This window comes from Streptomyces sp. NPDC020898 (genome assembly GCF_044333925.1).
GTDB lineage: Bacteria > Actinomycetota > Actinomycetes > Streptomycetales > Streptomycetaceae > Streptomyces.
Genome location: NZ_JBIRRV010000001.1, coordinates 189,405 through 205,064, shown reverse-complemented (window position 1 = coordinate 205,064; position 15,660 = coordinate 189,405). Strand labels below are relative to the sequence as shown.

Below are 15,660 nucleotides of genomic sequence, written 5' to 3'. Positions count from 1 at the left end.
CGGGCGCCGTGGCACGTTCGGAGCCGGATCGCCATGGCGCTAAGGCACCTTGTACGTGTCCCCGTACACCTTCCACTCCAGCGGTGTACGGAGTGCCAGGTTCCCCGCGTCGAGGAAGCGCCGTTGGGCCGTGTCGACGCGGCTGGTGTCCACGTCCGGCCACTTGTCCAGCATCGCCTTGCGGCGGGCGTCGAGGAACGCGCCCAGGTACGCCTTCTCGTCGCCGCCCTCCGCCGGGCTGTCGGCCTGCTTCAGAGCGGTGGCGCGGATGCCGCCCACGCTGAACCAGTCGTTGCCCGGGCCGTGGTAGACCATCGCGTCGTAGTAGACGAACTGGCCCAGCAGACCCAGCCCGTCGCGGACGGCGAGCCGCAGCGCCGGTTCGAAATAGCCCTTGTCACGCTTCTTGTCCTGGGCCGCGCGGAAGGCGGCGACCTTCGACTCCTGCTTCCAGGCCGCCGGGAAACCGGGGTCGAGACCCTCGTGCGAGTCCGTGCCGTCGACCGCGCGCAGCGCCGGGAGGTAGGGCGCGAGAGCGTTGTCCGGGTGCTCTTTCGTGTACTCCTCGACGAGGGCGAGCAGGTCGTGCGTGCCGGTGCAGAAGCCGATGATGCCGGCCGTGTAGCCCTGGCCGTCGCCGATGTCCTCGACATAGCCGTAGGCACTGCGCCAGTCGAGCGTCCCGTTCTCGGCGCTCGCCACGATCTGGTGGGCCAGCTCCGTCTTCGGCGGGTCGATGAGCGTGGACTCCGCGTCCAGCGGGCTTTCCTCCACCCGCTTGACGTCGGGGCCGCGCGAGTCGTCCGACGCGACAGACAGGCACGCCGTCGCGGCCAGCAAGGGCACGACGGTGAGCATGAGAACGCCGGTTCGGTTCATGGGGCACAGGGTACGTGGGGGGATCACTCGGCCGGGTGACATACCCTCGGCATTTCCGTCAGGGAGAGGGGGCCATCCGTGGCCGCGATCAGTCTCACCAAGGTCCAGGAGAGCGCGCCCGCGCTGGTCAGCCTCTACAAGAGCGCCGGGGCGGCCGTGGACCGGCACGGCCTCGGCGGGCAGCGGGCCGCCGTCTATCTGGTGGTCGACTACTCCGGTTCCATGAAGCCGTACTACAAGGACGGCAGTGTGCAGGCGCTCGCCGACCGGGTGCTGGGGCTTGCGGCCCACTTCGACGACGACGGAACGGTTCCCGTCGTCTTCTTCTCCACCGATGTCGACGCCGTGACGGGTATCGCGCTCGACGACCACGCGGGGAGCGTCGACCGGATCGTGGCCGGGCTCGGGCACATGGGCAAAACCAGTTATCACCTCGCCATGGACGCCGTCATCGAGCACTACCTCGACAGCGGGTCGACGGCGCCCGCGCTCGTCGTCTTCCAGACCGACGGCGGCCCGATCAACAAGCTCGCCGCCGAACGGTACGTGTGCAAGTCGGCCCGGCTGCCCCTGTTCTGGCAGTTCATCGGGTTCGGGGACGCCGACAGCAAACAGTTCGACTTCCTGCGCAAGCTCGACGAGCTGGCCGTGCCGGGGCGGCGGGTCGTCGACAACGCCGGGTTCTTCCACGCCGGTTCGGACCCGCGCGCCGTCTCCGACGACGAGCTGTACGACCGGCTGGTGAGCGAGTTCCCGAAGTGGCTGGTCGGGGCGCGGGCGGAAGGAATCGTCGGCTGACACCGGCGTACGGCCCGTTGGCATCGACGAGCCGTCGTGCCACCCTGAGGAAGATCCGAGGGGGAGGCGGAGCGCATGGACGGCGCACGACCGGTGAACGGAGCGGCGGGCAAAGGGAGTTCCACACGAACAGGAGCTTCCGCCGGTACGAGAGCTTCCGCCCGTAGAGGAGTGTCGGCGCGCAGGGGTGAGGCCCCCACGGGCGAGAAGCTCGCCGACTGGGCCGACGGGCGGCTGGGGCTCTACGCCCTCGCCAAGGCCAACATGCGCAAGATCTTCCCGGACCACTGGTCCTTCATGCTGGGCGAGGTCTGCCTCTACAGCTTCCTCATCCTGATCCTCACCGGCGTCTACCTCACCCTCTTCTTCGAGCCGAGCGGCGTCGAGGTCGTCTACAACGGCACCTACACACCGCTCAACGGCGTCATCATGACCAGGGCGTACGAGTCCACGCTCGACATCAGCTTCGACGTACGCGGCGGGCTGCTGATCCGGCAGATCCACCACTGGGCGGCGCTCGTCTTCGTCGCCGGGATGCTCATCCACATGATGCGGGTCTTCTTCACCGGCGCGTTCCGCAAGCCGCGCGAGCTCAACTGGGTGTTCGGCTGGACCCTGTTGTTCCTCGGCATCATCACCGGCCTGACCGGCTACTCGCTCCCCGACGACCTGCTCTCCGGCACCGGCCTGCGCTTCGCCCACGGCGCCATCCTGTCCGTCCCGGTCGTGGGGACGTACCTCGCCATGTTCCTCTTCGGCGGGGAGTTCCCGGGCCACGACATCATCCCGCGGCTCTTCCCGATCCATGTGCTGGTGCTGCCGGGGATCATGCTGGGCCTGGTCGTCGCCCATCTGATCCTGGTCTTCTACCACAAGCACACCCAGTACCCAGGCCCCGGCCGCGACCAGAAATCGGTCGTCGGCATGCCCTTCCTGCCGGTCTACATGGCCAAGGCGGGCGGCTTCTTCTTCCTCACCTTCGGCGTGCTGGCCATGATGGGCGCCGTCGCCAGCATCAACCCCGTGTGGGCGTTCGGCCCCTACCGCGCCGACCTGGTCACCACCGGCGCCCAACCGGACTGGTACCTCGGCTTCTCCGAGGGGCTGATCCGGGTGATGCCGGGATGGGAGATCAACGCCTGGGGCCACACCCTCGTCCTGGGTGTCTTCATCCCCTTCTCCCTCTTCCCGCTCATCATGGCGGCCATCGGCGTCTACCCCTTCATCGAGGCCTGGATCACCGGCGACAAACGCGAACACCACATCCTCGACCGACCGCGGAACGTCCCGGTCCGTACGGGACTCGGAGTGGCCTGGCTGAGCCTGTACGGCGTGCTGCTGATCGGGGGCGGCAACGACATCGTGGCCACACATCTGCATCTGTCGATCAACGTGATCACCTGGTGCGTGCGGGTCGGGTTCTTCGTGGTGCCGGTGGTCGCCTTCATCGTGACGAAACGGATCTGTCTGGGGCTCCAGCGCAGCGACCGCGACAAAGTGCTGCACGGCAGAGAGACGGGCACCGTCAAACGCCTCCCGCACGGCGAGTACGTCGAGGTCCACGAGCCTTTGACACAGGGGCAGTTGTTCACCCTCACCCAGCACGACCAGGCCCCGCCGTACGAGATCGGACCGCTCGTCGACGCCAACGGCGTCCGGCGCTCCGTCAGCCCCGTCCAGCGGCTGCGGGCCCGGCTGGCCCGGGCGATGTTCGGCCCCGGCACCCGGATTCCCAAGCCGACGCAGGAGGAGTACCGGGAGCTCACGAGCGGCGATCACCACCACTGAGGCCCGCCAGGACCGCCGCCCGGCACTCCTGCGGTGAGCCCCAGGCCGTGCGCAGGGCGCGGGCCTTGAGCAGCCACAGCGACAGGTCGTACTCCGCCGTGTAGCCGATCGCGCCGTGCGACTGGAGGGCGGTGCGAGCGGTGGTGTACGCCGCCTCGCAGGCCGCGACCTTGGCGGCGGCCACCTCGGCGGGGTCGAGGGAGAGGGCCGCGCCGAAGACCAGGGGGCGTGCGAACTCCAGGGCCAGTCTGGCGTCGGCGAGTTGGTGCTTGACCGCCTGGAACGACCCTACGGGGACCCCGAACTGGGTGCGCTGCCTGACGTACGCCACGGTCCGGTCGAGGAGCGCGAGGCCGACGCCGAGCGCCTGGGCGGCCGTGGCGAGGCGGGCCCAGGTGAGGGCCTGGGCCACATCCGGGTGGGCGGTGAGCAGTTCGCCGCCGGGGGTGGGGCGGGTGAGACGGCGGGCCGGGTCGAGGGAGAGGTGGACCGGGCCGTGGCCGGGGGCGAGACGCAGGGCGCCGTCGGGGGAGAGGGCGAGGAGGCTGGTGGCCGCTTCGCCGTCCAGTGCGTACGAGTGCGGGGCCGGCGGGGTGAGGGTGGCCATGGTGTCGCCGGAGGCGAGGGAGGGGAGCAGGCGCTTCGCGGCGGTGTCGTCGTCGCCCGGCAGCCGCGCCGCCGCCACCGTCTCCACCAGCGGACCCGGTACGGCTTGCCGACCCAACTCCACGAAGGCGACGGCCAGTTCGACCGGACGCGGGCCGAGACCCTCGTACGCCTGGGGCACCGCCAGGGCGAAGACTCCGGCCGCCGCGATACGGGACCACAGCGCGCGCCCGCTCGCGAACTCGCCGCGGCTCCAGTCCCGTACCACCGAAGGCGTGTCCGCGGCCGTCAGCATGGTGTCCAACGAGGCGGCGAACGCGCGCTGTTCGCGGTCGAGGAGGAAGCGCATCAGCGGCGTCCCTTCGGCAGGCCCAGCAGGCGTTCGGCGATGATGTCGCGCTGGATCTCGTTCGTCCCGGCGTAGATCGGCCCGGCGAGCGAGAAGACGTACCCCTCGGTCCAGAGGTCGTTGTCCCGACCGTCGGCGCTCTGCCCGGTGTCCTTGTCTCGCTCCGTCAACTCGCCCTCCGGGCCCAGGAGATCGAGGGCCGTCTCGTGCAGCGCGATGTCGTACTCCGACCAGAAGACCTTGTTCAGGCTGGACTCCGGGCCGAGTGCCTCGCCGTCGAGGAAGCGGGAGGCGGCGGCGTAGGTGAACAGCTGGTAGGCGCGGGCGCCGATCAGGGCGTCGGCCACTCGGGCGGCGGTGTCGACGGGCCGGCCCTGGGCCTCCCAGAGGTGGAGGAGGCGGTCCGCGGCGGCGAGGAAGCGGCCGGGGGAACGGAGGGTGAGGCCGCGTTCGTTGCCCGCCGTCGACATCGCGATCCGCCAGCCCTGGCCGGGCTCGCCGATGACGTCCTCGTCCGGGACGAACACGTCGTCGAGGAAGAGTTCGGCGAACGCGGGGTTCCCGTCGAGGCGCTCGATCGGGCGGACGGTGACACCCGGCGCCCGCAGGTCGAACATCAGATACGTCAGCCCCTGGTGCGGTTTCGGGGTGTCCGGCTCGCTGCGGAACAGCCCGAAGGCGCGGTCGGCGAAGGCGGCCCGCGACGACCAGGTCTTCTGGCCGCTCAGCAGCCAGCCCCCCTGCGTGCGCACGGCCCTGGCGGTGAGCGAGGCCAGATCCGAACCGGCCTCGGGCTCCGACCAGGCCTGCGCCCAGATCACCTCGCCGGAGGCCATCGGCGGCAGCACGCGCGCCCGCTGCCCGGCCGTGCCGTGGTCGAGGAGCGTGGGCGCGAGGAGGCTGATGCCGTTCTGGCTCACCCGGCCCGGCGCGCCCGCCGCGTAGTACTCCTCCTCGAAGACCAGCCATCGGATCAGCCCGGCGTCCCGCCCGCCGTACGCCGCCGGCCAGGACACAACCGACCAGCGGTCCGCGGCCAGTTCGGCCTCCCAGGCGCGATGCGCCGCGAAGCCCTCCTGGGTCTCCAGGGAGGGAAGGGGCGACGGCGGCACATGCGTACGGAGCCAGGCGCGGGCCTCGGCGCGGAAGGCCTCGTCGGCGGGGGAGTGCGTGAGGTCCACTGACATCATCCTTCCCTAACAAGTGTTTGGTAGGTTAGCGTGGACCTATGACAGGCGTCGAGAGTCCGGAGTACGTACCCGGACACGGGCTGCTCAAGGGACGCACCGCGGTCGTCACAGCAGCGGCGGGAGCGGGAATCGGCGGAGCGACCGCGCGCCGCTTCCTGGAAGAGGGCGCACGCGTGCTGATCAGCGACGCCCATGCGCGGCGGCTGAAGGAGTACGAGGCGGAGCTGGCCGGCGAGTTCGGCGAGACGTCCGTCACGGCGCTGCCGTGCGACGTCACCGACGAGACACAGGTGGGCGCACTCTTCGACCTGGCGGCGCGGGTGCACGGGCGCGTGGACATCGTCGTCAACAACGCGGGCCTGGGTGGCACTTCAGCCCTGGTCGACATGACCGACGAGCAGTGGTCGAAGGTGCTCGACGTGACGCTGAACGGGACCTTCCGGTGCGTACGGGCGGCCTTGCGGTCGTTCCGCGAACACCGGCAGGGCGGGGTGATCGTCAACAACGCGTCCGTCGTCGGCTGGCGGGCCCAGGCCGGGCAGGCGCACTACGCCGCCGCGAAAGCCGGCGTGATGGCACTGACCCGGTGCGCGGCGATCGAGGCGGCCGAGTTCGGGGTCCGGGTCAACGCGGTGTCACCGAGCCTCGCCATGCATCCCCACCTCGTGAAGGTGACGACCCCCGAACTCCTGGCCGAACTGACGGCCCGCGAGGCCTTCGGGCGGTACGCCGAGCCCTGGGAGGTGGCCAACGTGATCGTGTTCCTGGCGTCCGGCTACTCCTCGTATCTGACCGGGGAAGTCGTCTCCGTCAGCAGTCAGCACCCTTAGCGACGGGGACCACAATGTCTGCGTGCCTCCTACGAAGAAGAAGCCCCAGGTGACCGCCGCGCCCGCCCGACGCCGTGAACTCCTCGACACCGCCGCCGAGGTCTTCGCCGAACAGGGCTACAACGCCACCACCGTCCGCAAGATCGCGGACCACGCCGGCATGCTCGCGGGCAGCCTCTACTACCACTTCGACTCCAAGGAATCGATGCTGGAGGAGATCCTGCGCACCTTCCTCGACGAGCTGTGGGACGGGTACGACACCGTCATGGACGCCGAGTCCGGGCCGCGCGAGACGCTGGAGGCGCTGGTCACCGAGTCGTTCCGGGAGATCGACCGGCACCGCGCCGCCGTCGCGATCTACCAGAAGGAGTCCAAGCACCTCGTCGCGCAGGAACGGTTCGCGTTCCTCGCCGAGTCGCAGCGCAAGTTCGAGAAGGCGTGGCTGTCCACCCTGGAACGCGGAGTCGCCGCCGAGGTCTTCCGCGCCGACCTCGACATCCGCCTCACCTACCGCTTCGTGCGCGACACCGTGTGGGTCGCCGCGTCCTGGTACCGGCCCGGCGGACAGCACAGCCCGGAGGAGATCGCCCGCCAGTACCTGTCGATGGTGCTGGACGGGATCGCCGTACGGACCCAGCCCCAATGAACGGTCCCTTGTGAACAGCCCTTTTATGTGAGGGAGTTGCCATGGCAGAGGCCTATGTCGTCGAAGCGGTCCGTACGCCCGTCGGGCGGCGCGGAGGTGGTCTGAGCGGGGTCCATCCGGCGGACCTGGGCGCGCACGCGCTGACGGCGCTCATGACGCGGGCCGGGGTGGACCCGGCCGCCGTGGAGGACGTCGTCTTCGGGTGCCTGGACACGGTCGGGCCGCAGGCCGGTGACATCGCCCGCACCAGCTGGCTGGCCGCCGGACTGCCCGAGGAGGTGCCGGGGGTCACCGTCGACCGGCAGTGCGGGTCCTCGCAGCAGGCCGTGCACTTCGCCGCGCAGGCTGTGCTGTCCGGCACCCAGGACCTGGTCGTCGCGGGCGGCGTCCAGAACATGTCGATGATCCCGATCGCCTTCGCCTCCCGCCAGGCAGCCCTGCCCCTGGGGCTCACGGACGGCCCGTTCGCGGGCAGCGCGGGCTGGCGGGCCCGGTACGGGGAACGGCCGGTCAACCAGTTCGCCGGCGCCGAGATGATCGCCGCCAAGTGGGGCATCAGCAGGCAGGACCAGGAGGAGTTCGCGCTGCGGTCGCACGAACGGGCGGTCCGGGCCATCGACGAGGGCCGCTTCACCCGCGAGACTGTGGCCTACGAGACGGTGACCGTCGACGAGGGCCCGCGCCGGGACACCTCCCTGGCCAAGATGGCCGGCCTGAAGCCCGTCATCGACGGCGGCACCATCACCGCCGCCTGCTCCTCCCAGGTCTCCGACGGCGCCGCCGCGATGCTGCTCGCCTCCGAGCGGGCGGTACGCGAACACGGACTGCGCCCTCGCGCCCGCGTCCACCATCTGTCCGTACGGGGCGAGGACCCGATCCGGATGCTGACGGCGCCCATCCCGGCCACCGCCCACGCCCTCAAGAAGACCGGCCTGTCCATCGACGACATCGACCTGGTCGAGATCAACGAGGCCTTCGCCCCGGTCGTCCTGGCCTGGCTGAAGGAGACCGGCGCCGACCCGGCCAGGGTCAACGTCAACGGCGGCGCGATAGCTCTCGGCCACCCGCTCGGCGCGACCGGCGTCAAACTGATGACGACCCTCCTGCACGAACTGGAGCGCACCGGCGGCCGGTTCGGCCTCCAGACGATGTGCGAGGGCGGCGGACAGGCGAACGTGACGATCATCGAACGGCTCTGACGTGCTCTGTTCTGAGGTGCGCCAAGGACTTCTGTGGTGCCCCAAGGGCTTCTGACGTGCGCTAAGGACTTCTGACGCGCCCTAAGCGCTTCTGAAGTGGTCCAGGGACTTCAGTACCTCCTCCGCCTCCGTCATGATCCGGTCCACCAGTTCCGCGCACGACGGCAGGTCGTCGATCACCCCGGCGACCTGCCCGGACGCCATCACCCCCAGGTCCGTACGTCCGTCCACCATCGACGCCCTGAGCAGCATCGGTGTGTTCGCGGCGAGCAGGACCTGACTCCAGGACAGGTCCTTGCCGTGCCGCAGGGCCAGGCCGTCCCGGACCAGGGCCGGCCAGGTGAGGCCGGACAGCCTCCGGAAGCCCGCCGCGTGCCGCACCGCCCGCAACAGGGTCCGCGCACGTCCGTGCTTCTCCAGCGAGTCGACCAGTTCCGTACGCAGCATGCGGTGCGGCAGGCCGTCGACCGCCGTCGTGACGGTGACGTCCTTGACCGTCGCCGCCAGATACCTGGCCGTGACCGCGTCCGGGACCGTCGATTCCGACGTCAGCAGGAACCGCGTACCCATCGCGACCCCCGCCGCGCCGTACGCCAGCGCCGCCACCAGCCCCCGCCCGTCGAAGAAACCGCCCGCTGCCACGACCGGTATCCCGACCGCGTCCACCACCTGCGGCAGCAGCACGGTCGTCGCCACCTCACCGGTGTGCCCGCCCCCCTCACCGCCCTGCACGATCACCGCGTCCGCGCCCCACGCCGCGACCTTCTCCGCATGCCGCCGCGCCCCGACCGACGGCACGACCACCACCCCCGCCTCCTTGAGGTGCGCGATCAGCTCCCGGGACGGGGCCAGCGCGAAGGACGCGACGCGCACACCCTCGTCGACGATGATGCGCACCCGGTCCCCGGCGTCGGCCGCGTCCGCCCGGAGATTCACCCCGAACGGGGCGTCCGTACGGGACTTGACCTCCCGAATCGCCTCCCGCAGCCGCTCCGGGGTCATCGTCGCCGAGCCCAGGATGCCCAGCGCGCCCGCGTTCGCCGCCGCCGAGACCAGCCGGGGGCCCGCCACCCAGCCCATCCCGGTCTGCACGACGGGGTGCCGGACACCCACGAGCCGGGTGAACGCCGTCTCCATCAGGACACCTCCATGTCAGGGACCTCCATCAGGAGCGGACCTCGCGTGCCCGGGCGCCCGCCGGATCGATCACTTCCCGTATCAACCGCAGCTCCTCCGGGGTCGGTTCACGGGTGGGCGGTACGTCGTCGGCGATCGTCAGCGTGAAACCGGTCGCCTCCCGGACCTCGTCGAGGGACACCCCCGGATGCAGCGACGCCGGCCGCATCGAGTGGTCGGGCGTGGCGAAGTCGAACACGCCCAGGTCGGTGACGACCCGTGGGATGCGGTGGAAGCGCGCGGTGCCGGGAAGCTCGGCCGCCCGGTCGTACCCCACCCCGCACACCATGTCGACCTTCTCGACGAAGACCCGGCGCGAGTGCTTCGGGACCCAGTAACTCGTCGGGTTGTTCAGCGTGTTGACCGGCGCCCCGCGCACCCCGAGCAGCTGCCTTCTGGGCTGTGCCCAGTCGCCGATGCAGGAGATGTTCTGGTTGCCGAAGCGGTCGATCTGGCTCGCCCCCATCATCACGTGCCGCCGCCCGCCGGTGACCAGCGCCAGGTGCTGCCGGTAAGGCAACCAGCCCTCCGGTGTCCCCTCGGGACCTACCAGCAGTGCCTCGCCGTCGGTCAGGAGGAGGTCCGGCGAGAAGGTGCGCCGGGCCAGCCGGGCCCCTATCGACGGGATCACACCCATCGGGCTCGCGAGGATCTCCCCGGCGTCCCGCCATGCCTCGGCACAGGCGAGGACGCAGTACTCGGCGCGGGTCACTCCGCTCACGACGGTTCCTTTCCCGACGGTTCTTCTCCGGACCGCTCCCTGTGCCACGCATCCGTGGCCGACCGGTACCTCTGCTCGTCCCCGGCGAGGAACCGCTCGGCGAACTCCGGCCAGGGTGTGGTCGCGTAGTGCTTCTGGAAGGCCTCGTCCCGGTCGTGGTCGGGGGCGCAGGAGGTGAAGTGCGCGCCGTTCGGGGCCTCTACGACTCCGGTCACCGTGTGGCGCTTGATCAACAGGGTCTGCGGTGCCGCCTCCTTCGTCAGTTCCGCCGTGTCGACGAGCCGCTCGCAGGAGACGTACGCCGTGTCGGCCGCCTCGCAGAAGAGGTCGTCGAAGTACGGGTCGGGGCCCAGATACTGCCCGTTGCCCCGCCGGTCCGCGCGGTTGACGTGCACCAGGGCCGCGTCCAGCCGCAGGGCGGGCATCGCGACGAACGTCTCCTGGTCGTCGTACGGCGAAGTCACCGTGCGCAGGCCGGGGTTGACCCGCATCACGTCCGAGCCGAGACCCGCCCGCACCGGCAGGAAGGGCAGCCGGTTCGCGGCGGCGCGCAGCCCCCACATGAACATCGCCTCGTCGATCTCCGTCAGTTCGAAGGCGCCGCGCTCACGGGCCGCGCGGTAGTGCGGTTCGAGGGGGATCGAGTCGAGGGTGACGAAGGCGGCGACCAGCTTGCGGATCCGCCCCGCCGCCGCCAGCATCCCGACGTCCGGGCCGCCGTACGACACGACGGTGAGGTCGGTGATCTCCGACCGGAGCACCGCCCGTACCAGGGCCATCGGCTTGCGGCGCGAGCCCCAGCCGCCGATACCGAGGGTCATGCCGCTCTCCAGCCGGGAGACGACCTCCTCGGCGGTCATGGTCTTGTCGCCCATCTACCCGCCCTCCTTCCCGAATGTGTTCCGGACCCGGTCGGCCACCCCTGAGACGCTCGCCTCGTAGGTGAAGCCCTGCTCGAAGCGGTAGCTGCGGCGGACGTCGACCGGGTCGATGCCGTTGATGGCCGCCTTGGCCAGGCGGATCAGCTCCCCGTCCTTGGCGGCTATCTCGCGGGCCAGCTCCAGGGCCGCGGCGTGCAGTTCGGTCCTCGGCACCACCCGCCACACCGAGCCGTGCGCGTGCAGTTCGGCCGCGCTCGCGGTGCGCGAGGTGTAGTAGAGCGCGCGCATCAGATGCCGGGGAACCAGCCGGGCCAGATGCGTGGCGGCGCCCAGGGCTCCCCGGTCGAGCTCGGGCAGCCCGAAGGTGGCGTCGTCGCTCGCCACGATCACATCCGCGTTTCCCGCCAGCCCTATGCCCCCGCCCAGGCAGAATCCGTGCACTGCCGCGACCACGGGGACCTCGCACTCGTACACCGCGGAGAACGCCTCGAAGCAGCCGCGGTTGGCGCCGACCAGCGCAGCCGGCCCCTGCGCCTGTATCTCCTTGATGTCCACGCCCGCGTTGAAACCCCGTCCCTCGGCGGCCAGGACCACGCAGCGGACCTCGGGGTCGCGGCCCGCCGTGCGCACGGCGTCGGCCAGGGCGTACCAGGCCGCCACCGGCAGCGCGTTCACCGGCGGGACGTCGACCGTCACAACCGAAATCCCCTTTTCCGGGGACGAGGTGGAGACACCCATGAGCACATCAGCTACCTTTCCACCAAACATTTGTTAGGTGTGAGGCTTTGAAGCTAGCAGCCGACAGATCCGAGCGGGAGGCCCTGTGGATAACTCGATCCGCCCGCCGTCAGCACCCTTGAACAGTTGTCTGGACGGTCGTACCGCCGTTGTCACCGGCGGTACCCGTGGAGTCGGTGCGGGCATCGCACGGGCCCTTGCCGAGGCCGGTGCGCGGGTGGTGGTCTGTGCCCGGCGGCCCCCCGAAGTGCCGCTGCCCGGTGTGGAGTTCCAGCCCGTCGACCTGCGCGACCGGACCGCCGTACGCGACTTCGTCGACGGCCTGCCGCGCCTCGACGTGCTCGTCAACAACGTGGGGGGCAGCCCCTATCGGCCGTTGGCTGAGGCCGATACCGGGGCCGGTTCGGACGTCGAGCGGCATGCCCGGGTCATCGAGCTGAACCTGCTCACGCCGCTGACCGTCTCCCTCGCCGCGTACGAGCACCTGAAACGGGCCCGGGGATCCGTCGTGATGATCGGCAGCGTCAGCGGGAGCCGTCCCTCGCCCGGGACCGCCGCGTACGGCGCCGCCAAGGCCGGGCTGGAGCATCTCGCCCGTTCGATGGCCGTGGAATGGGCCCCCGACGTACGGGTCAACACCCTCGTCGTCGGCATGGTCCGCACGGAACTGTCCCACCTGCACTACGGCGGCACCGACGGCCTCGACGCCGTCGCCCGCACGGTCCCGGCGGGCCGCCTCGCCGACCCGTCCGACATCGGCGCCGCCGCCGTCTTCCTCGCCTCCGACGCCGCCGCGTACATCAGCGGGGCAAGCCTCCTCGTGCACGGCGGCGGAGAACGGCCCGCCTTCCTCGACGCGGCCACCGCCAACAGGGACTGTTGATAAGGGAGTTGAGCTGACATGAGTGGAATCTGCGACGGGCGGGTCGTCGCCGTCACCGGTGCGGGGCGCGGGCTCGGCCGCGCGCACGCCCTCGCGTACGCCGCCGAGGGCGCCCTCGTCGTCGTCAACGACCTCGGCGTCGGCCTCGACGGTACGCCCGGCCCGGGCAGCCCGGCCACGCTGGTCGTCGAGGAGATCCGTGCGGCGGGGGGCGACGCGGTCGCACACGGGGGCGACATCGCTACGACCGAGGGTGCCGCGTCCCTCGTCGAGACCGCCCTGGAGGCGTACGGCCGGCTCGACACCCTCGTCAACAACGCGGGCTTCCTGCGCGACCGGATGCTGGTCAACCTGGACGAGGACGACTGGGACGCCGTCGTGCGGGTCCATCTCAAGGGGCACTTCCTGCCGTTGAAGCATGCCGCCGGGTACTGGCGGGCGCAGGCCAAGGCAGGGCGGACGCCGGTGGCGCGGGTCGTCAACACCAGTAGTGGGGCCGGGTTGCTGGGCTCGGTGGGCCAGGGCAACTACAGCGCCGCGAAGGCCGGGATCGTGGGGCTGACGCTGGTCGCGGCGGCGGAGCTGGGGGTGTACGGGGTGCAGGTCAACGCGATCGCGCCGGCGGCTCGTACCCGTATGACGGAGGGCGCGTTCGCCGAGACGATGGCCGCGCCGGACGCGGGGTTCGACGCGATGGCTCCCGAGAACGTGTCGCCGCTGGTGGTGTGGCTCGGGTCCGGGGGCTGTACGGGCGTGAGCGGACGGGTGTTCGAAGTGGAGGGTGGGCGGGTTGCCGTGATGGAGGGATGGCGGGCAGGCGCCAGCACGGAGAAGGGCGCCCGGTGGGAGCCGGGGGAGGTGGGGGAAGCGGTGCGGGGGCTTCTCGCGGAGGTGGGGGAGGGGGCGCGGGTGTATGGGGCGCGGTAGGGGTGGGGGTGGGTTGGTTCGCCCCCGCCGCCCTTACCCGTTCCCATCCCTGGGGGCTGGCGCCCGCAGACCCCCGCTTCGGCCCTGGACGGGCTTTGTCCTCAAACGCCGGACTGGCTGAAAATGCGGGCTGGCATCGAGAGGTTCAAGGCCGCCTGGCAATCGGGCCGAGACGGGCGGGTGGGTGGGAAAACCCTTCACCGACCCCCCAGCACCCCCTCCAACACCTCCACGATCTCCGCGTGTCCCGTCCCCTGGTCAACCCCCGCCACCACCTCACCGTCCCGCACCAGCTCCACCGCCACCCCGTCCGCCCAGCGCCGCATGACGTACTCCCCGCCGAACCCGTGAGCCCGCTCCAGGCCGGCCCGCAGCTCCGACGCCACGTCCAGCCGTGACCAGCGGCGGGCCTCGGTCAGCGCCTCCTCCCGCGACCCCGCGCCGTGCGCCAGCAGGGACTGTACGCAGGCGGGAGAGCCCCGGCGGGCGGCCGTGACCAGGGGAGGCTCGCCGGTCGGACCGGGACGGTTCGGGTCCGCGCCCGCTGCCAGCAGGGCCTCCGTCACCGCCGCGTGGCCGCATCGCAGGGCCCAGGCCAGCGCCGTGAAACCGAAGGCCTCCACCGCGTCGGGAACGGCCCCCGAGGCCAACAGTGCGCGTACGACCTCCGCATGCCCGCCGCAGGCCGCCCCGCACAGCGGGAGGTCCGACCCCGCGCTCAGCCGGTCGGGCGCGGCACCGGCGGCCAGCAGCAGCCGTACGACGCCGGGCGCGTCGCCCACCGCCGCCGCGTACAGGGCGCTCTGGCCGTCCTCGTCCACCGCTTCCGGGCTCACACCGAGACGCAGCAGCCGTACGACCGCGTCCTCGTCACCCGCGTACACCGCCGTGAAGAGATCGCGCTCACTGCCGATATGCGGTCCTTGCCCGTTCATACCTTCCGACCTTCGCTCGCGATGGGCCGGTGAGGCAAAGGGTTTCGGGGTGAGGTGTCCCACGCCTCCCCGACCTCAGGTGTCGCACTCCAGCACCGTCCGGCACACCCCGCACCGCGCCCGCACCCGGCCCCGTACCGGCACCCTGATGCGCTGGTGGCAGGTCGGGCAGGGGAACGAGACGCGCAGCGGACTGTGGCTGTCATGGTCGGCACGGCTGTCGGGGGTGCCGGGGATGTCGGGGATGTCGAGGGTGAAGCTGTACGGGACGCCGCTCGGTTGCGACGCGCCCGGCGGGTGGTGGTCCTGGGCGTGGCGGCGGTCGCGTGCGTAGCGGCGGCGGCCCGCCCAGCCGGCCGCCGTCAGCGGGGGCTGGCGCGTGTCGCGGCGGGCCAGCTCCATGCCCGCCGTGTACGCCGTGTACGCCTGCGGGCTGGTGAACCAGATCGCGGGATCCTCGTCGAAGACCAGGGCACGCTTGGCCAGGACGTACCCGAACTCCTCCGGCGTGAGATAGCCCAGCTTCTGCGAGGAGTCCGCGTCCTCGCGGAACGCGTCGAGGAGCAGCCAGCCCGCGCCCAGGTACGCCGCCGCCGTGTCCGTGAGGATCTCGTTGTCGCGCGTTCCCGGGAAGGACAGGTCGAGGCGGTGCAGATAGACGTGCATCACCTCGTGCGCGAGGGCCGCACCGATGTCCCTGCGATGGGTACGGAAACGGTCGTTCAGCTCGATGAAGTACTCCGGCCCCGCCGCCAGTTCGACGTTCGCCGCATGGGACATCTCGCGGAAGCCGACGATCATGCGCGCGTCGGGAAGCCGGTAGTGACGCACCATTTCGTGGGCCACGCGCTGCGCGCCCAGATACAGGTCGTCGGTGTCGCAGAAGGCCACGTCGACCGGGGCCACACTGGTCGAGAAGGCCTGGACGGTGTCGTACGACAGCCTCTTGTAGAGCGCGTTGATCGCGGCCCGCACCGTCGCCAGGTGTGGGTAGCCGTGCTCGACCGGTCCGTCGTTCGCCACGTCCGTACCCCCAAGACGCCCTGAACTGTTTTCCACTTTGTGCCGGGTGAGCGGTACCGCGTCTTCCCCTGGTCGGGCGGGCCGTGCCCGT

General features: G+C 70.9%; 16 protein-coding genes. 7 read left to right on the top strand and 9 right to left on the bottom strand.

Features of this window, described 5'->3' with window-relative positions:
* Positions 1-39: 39 nt before the first annotated feature.
* Positions 40-879: a chitosanase gene (locus ACH4TV_RS00930; RefSeq protein ID WP_398392859.1), complete on the bottom strand. Its 840-nt coding sequence runs from the start codon at positions 877-879 to the stop codon at positions 40-42.
* A 78-nt stretch (positions 880-957) separates the two neighbouring features.
* Here ACH4TV_RS00930 and ACH4TV_RS00925 point away from each other — a divergent pair, with 78 nt between their 5' ends.
* Both ACH4TV_RS00925 and ACH4TV_RS00920 read left to right on the top strand, forming a co-directional pair.
* The gene (locus tag ACH4TV_RS00925; protein ID WP_398392857.1) at positions 958-1,677 is read left to right on the top strand and encodes a VWA domain-containing protein; all 720 of its coding nucleotides are present in this window, start codon (positions 958-960) and stop codon (positions 1,675-1,677) included.
* 75 nt (positions 1,678-1,752) lie between these two features.
* Positions 1,753-3,465 carry a cytochrome bc complex cytochrome b subunit gene (locus ACH4TV_RS00920; protein ID WP_398392855.1) on the top strand — a complete coding sequence of 571 codons (1,713 nt, stop codon included), beginning with the start codon at positions 1,753-1,755 and terminating at the stop codon, positions 3,463-3,465.
* Here ACH4TV_RS00920 and ACH4TV_RS00915 read toward each other — a convergent pair.
* Positions 3,440-4,420: an acyl-CoA dehydrogenase family protein gene (locus ACH4TV_RS00915; RefSeq protein ID WP_398392853.1), complete on the bottom strand. Its 981-nt coding sequence runs from the start codon at positions 4,418-4,420 to the stop codon at positions 3,440-3,442. The two genes, ACH4TV_RS00920 and ACH4TV_RS00915, sit on opposite strands and share 26 nt — an antisense overlap.
* Positions 4,420-5,601, bottom strand: coding sequence for an acyl-CoA dehydrogenase family protein (locus ACH4TV_RS00910; RefSeq protein WP_398392851.1), 1,182 nt, complete (start codon positions 5,599-5,601; stop codon positions 4,420-4,422). Before ACH4TV_RS00910 ends, ACH4TV_RS00915 begins: the two co-directional genes overlap by 1 nt.
* A 47-nt stretch (positions 5,602-5,648) precedes the next feature.
* On the opposite strand from ACH4TV_RS00910, the gene ACH4TV_RS00905 reads away from it, so the two are divergent.
* Genes ACH4TV_RS00905 through ACH4TV_RS00895 form a run of 3 tightly spaced genes read left to right on the top strand, consistent with a single transcriptional unit; the run spans position 5,649 to position 8,285 of the window.
* Positions 5,649-6,440, top strand: coding sequence for an SDR family oxidoreductase (locus ACH4TV_RS00905; RefSeq protein WP_398392849.1), 792 nt, complete (start codon positions 5,649-5,651; stop codon positions 6,438-6,440).
* Positions 6,441-6,462: 22 nt separating this feature from the next.
* Positions 6,463-7,086 carry a TetR/AcrR family transcriptional regulator gene (locus ACH4TV_RS00900; RefSeq protein WP_398392847.1) on the top strand — a complete coding sequence of 208 codons (624 nt, stop codon included), beginning with the start codon at positions 6,463-6,465 and terminating at the stop codon, positions 7,084-7,086.
* Positions 7,087-7,127: 41 nt separating this feature from the next.
* Complete coding sequence (locus ACH4TV_RS00895; RefSeq protein ID WP_398392845.1) at positions 7,128-8,285, top strand: acetyl-CoA C-acetyltransferase; 1,158 nt, start codon at positions 7,128-7,130, stop codon at positions 8,283-8,285.
* Between the two features lie 81 nt (positions 8,286-8,366).
* On the opposite strand, the gene ACH4TV_RS00890 is transcribed toward ACH4TV_RS00895, so the two are convergent.
* Genes ACH4TV_RS00890 through ACH4TV_RS00875 form a run of 4 tightly spaced genes read right to left on the bottom strand, consistent with a single transcriptional unit; the run spans position 8,367 to position 11,801 of the window.
* Complete coding sequence (locus ACH4TV_RS00890; protein ID WP_398392843.1) at positions 8,367-9,422, bottom strand: NAD(P)H-dependent flavin oxidoreductase; 1,056 nt, start codon at positions 9,420-9,422, stop codon at positions 8,367-8,369.
* 28 nt (positions 9,423-9,450) lie between these two features.
* A complete protein-coding gene (locus ACH4TV_RS00885; protein WP_398392842.1) occupies positions 9,451-10,182 on the bottom strand; it encodes a CoA-transferase subunit beta in 732 nt (243 codons plus the stop codon).
* The gene (locus tag ACH4TV_RS00880) at positions 10,179-11,057 is read right to left on the bottom strand and encodes a CoA transferase subunit A (RefSeq protein WP_398392840.1); all 879 of its coding nucleotides are present in this window, start codon (positions 11,055-11,057) and stop codon (positions 10,179-10,181) included. The genes ACH4TV_RS00885 and ACH4TV_RS00880 overlap by 4 nt, the downstream gene beginning before the upstream one ends.
* On the bottom strand, positions 11,058-11,801 hold the full coding sequence (locus ACH4TV_RS00875) for an enoyl-CoA hydratase family protein (protein WP_398392838.1): 744 nt from the start codon (positions 11,799-11,801) through the stop codon (positions 11,058-11,060).
* 118 nt (positions 11,802-11,919) lie between these two features.
* Here ACH4TV_RS00875 and ACH4TV_RS00870 point away from each other — a divergent pair, with 118 nt between their 5' ends.
* Together ACH4TV_RS00870 and ACH4TV_RS00865 are read left to right on the top strand one after the other, a co-directional pair.
* Entirely contained in the window at positions 11,920-12,684 is a 765-nt protein-coding gene (locus ACH4TV_RS00870) for an SDR family oxidoreductase (RefSeq protein ID WP_398392836.1), read from the top strand.
* An 18-nt stretch (positions 12,685-12,702) separates the two neighbouring features.
* Complete coding sequence (locus ACH4TV_RS00865) at positions 12,703-13,611, top strand: SDR family oxidoreductase (RefSeq protein ID WP_398392834.1); 909 nt, start codon at positions 12,703-12,705, stop codon at positions 13,609-13,611.
* A 197-nt stretch (positions 13,612-13,808) separates the two neighbouring features.
* Here ACH4TV_RS00865 and ACH4TV_RS00860 read toward each other — a convergent pair whose 3' ends face one another.
* Both ACH4TV_RS00860 and ACH4TV_RS00855 read right to left on the bottom strand, forming a co-directional pair.
* The gene (locus tag ACH4TV_RS00860) at positions 13,809-14,546 is read right to left on the bottom strand and encodes an ankyrin repeat domain-containing protein (RefSeq protein ID WP_398392832.1); all 738 of its coding nucleotides are present in this window, start codon (positions 14,544-14,546) and stop codon (positions 13,809-13,811) included.
* Between the two features lie 75 nt (positions 14,547-14,621).
* Positions 14,622-15,569 carry a hypothetical protein gene (locus ACH4TV_RS00855; RefSeq protein ID WP_398392831.1) on the bottom strand — a complete coding sequence of 316 codons (948 nt, stop codon included), beginning with the start codon at positions 15,567-15,569 and terminating at the stop codon, positions 14,622-14,624.
* Positions 15,570-15,660: the final 91 nt, after the last annotated feature.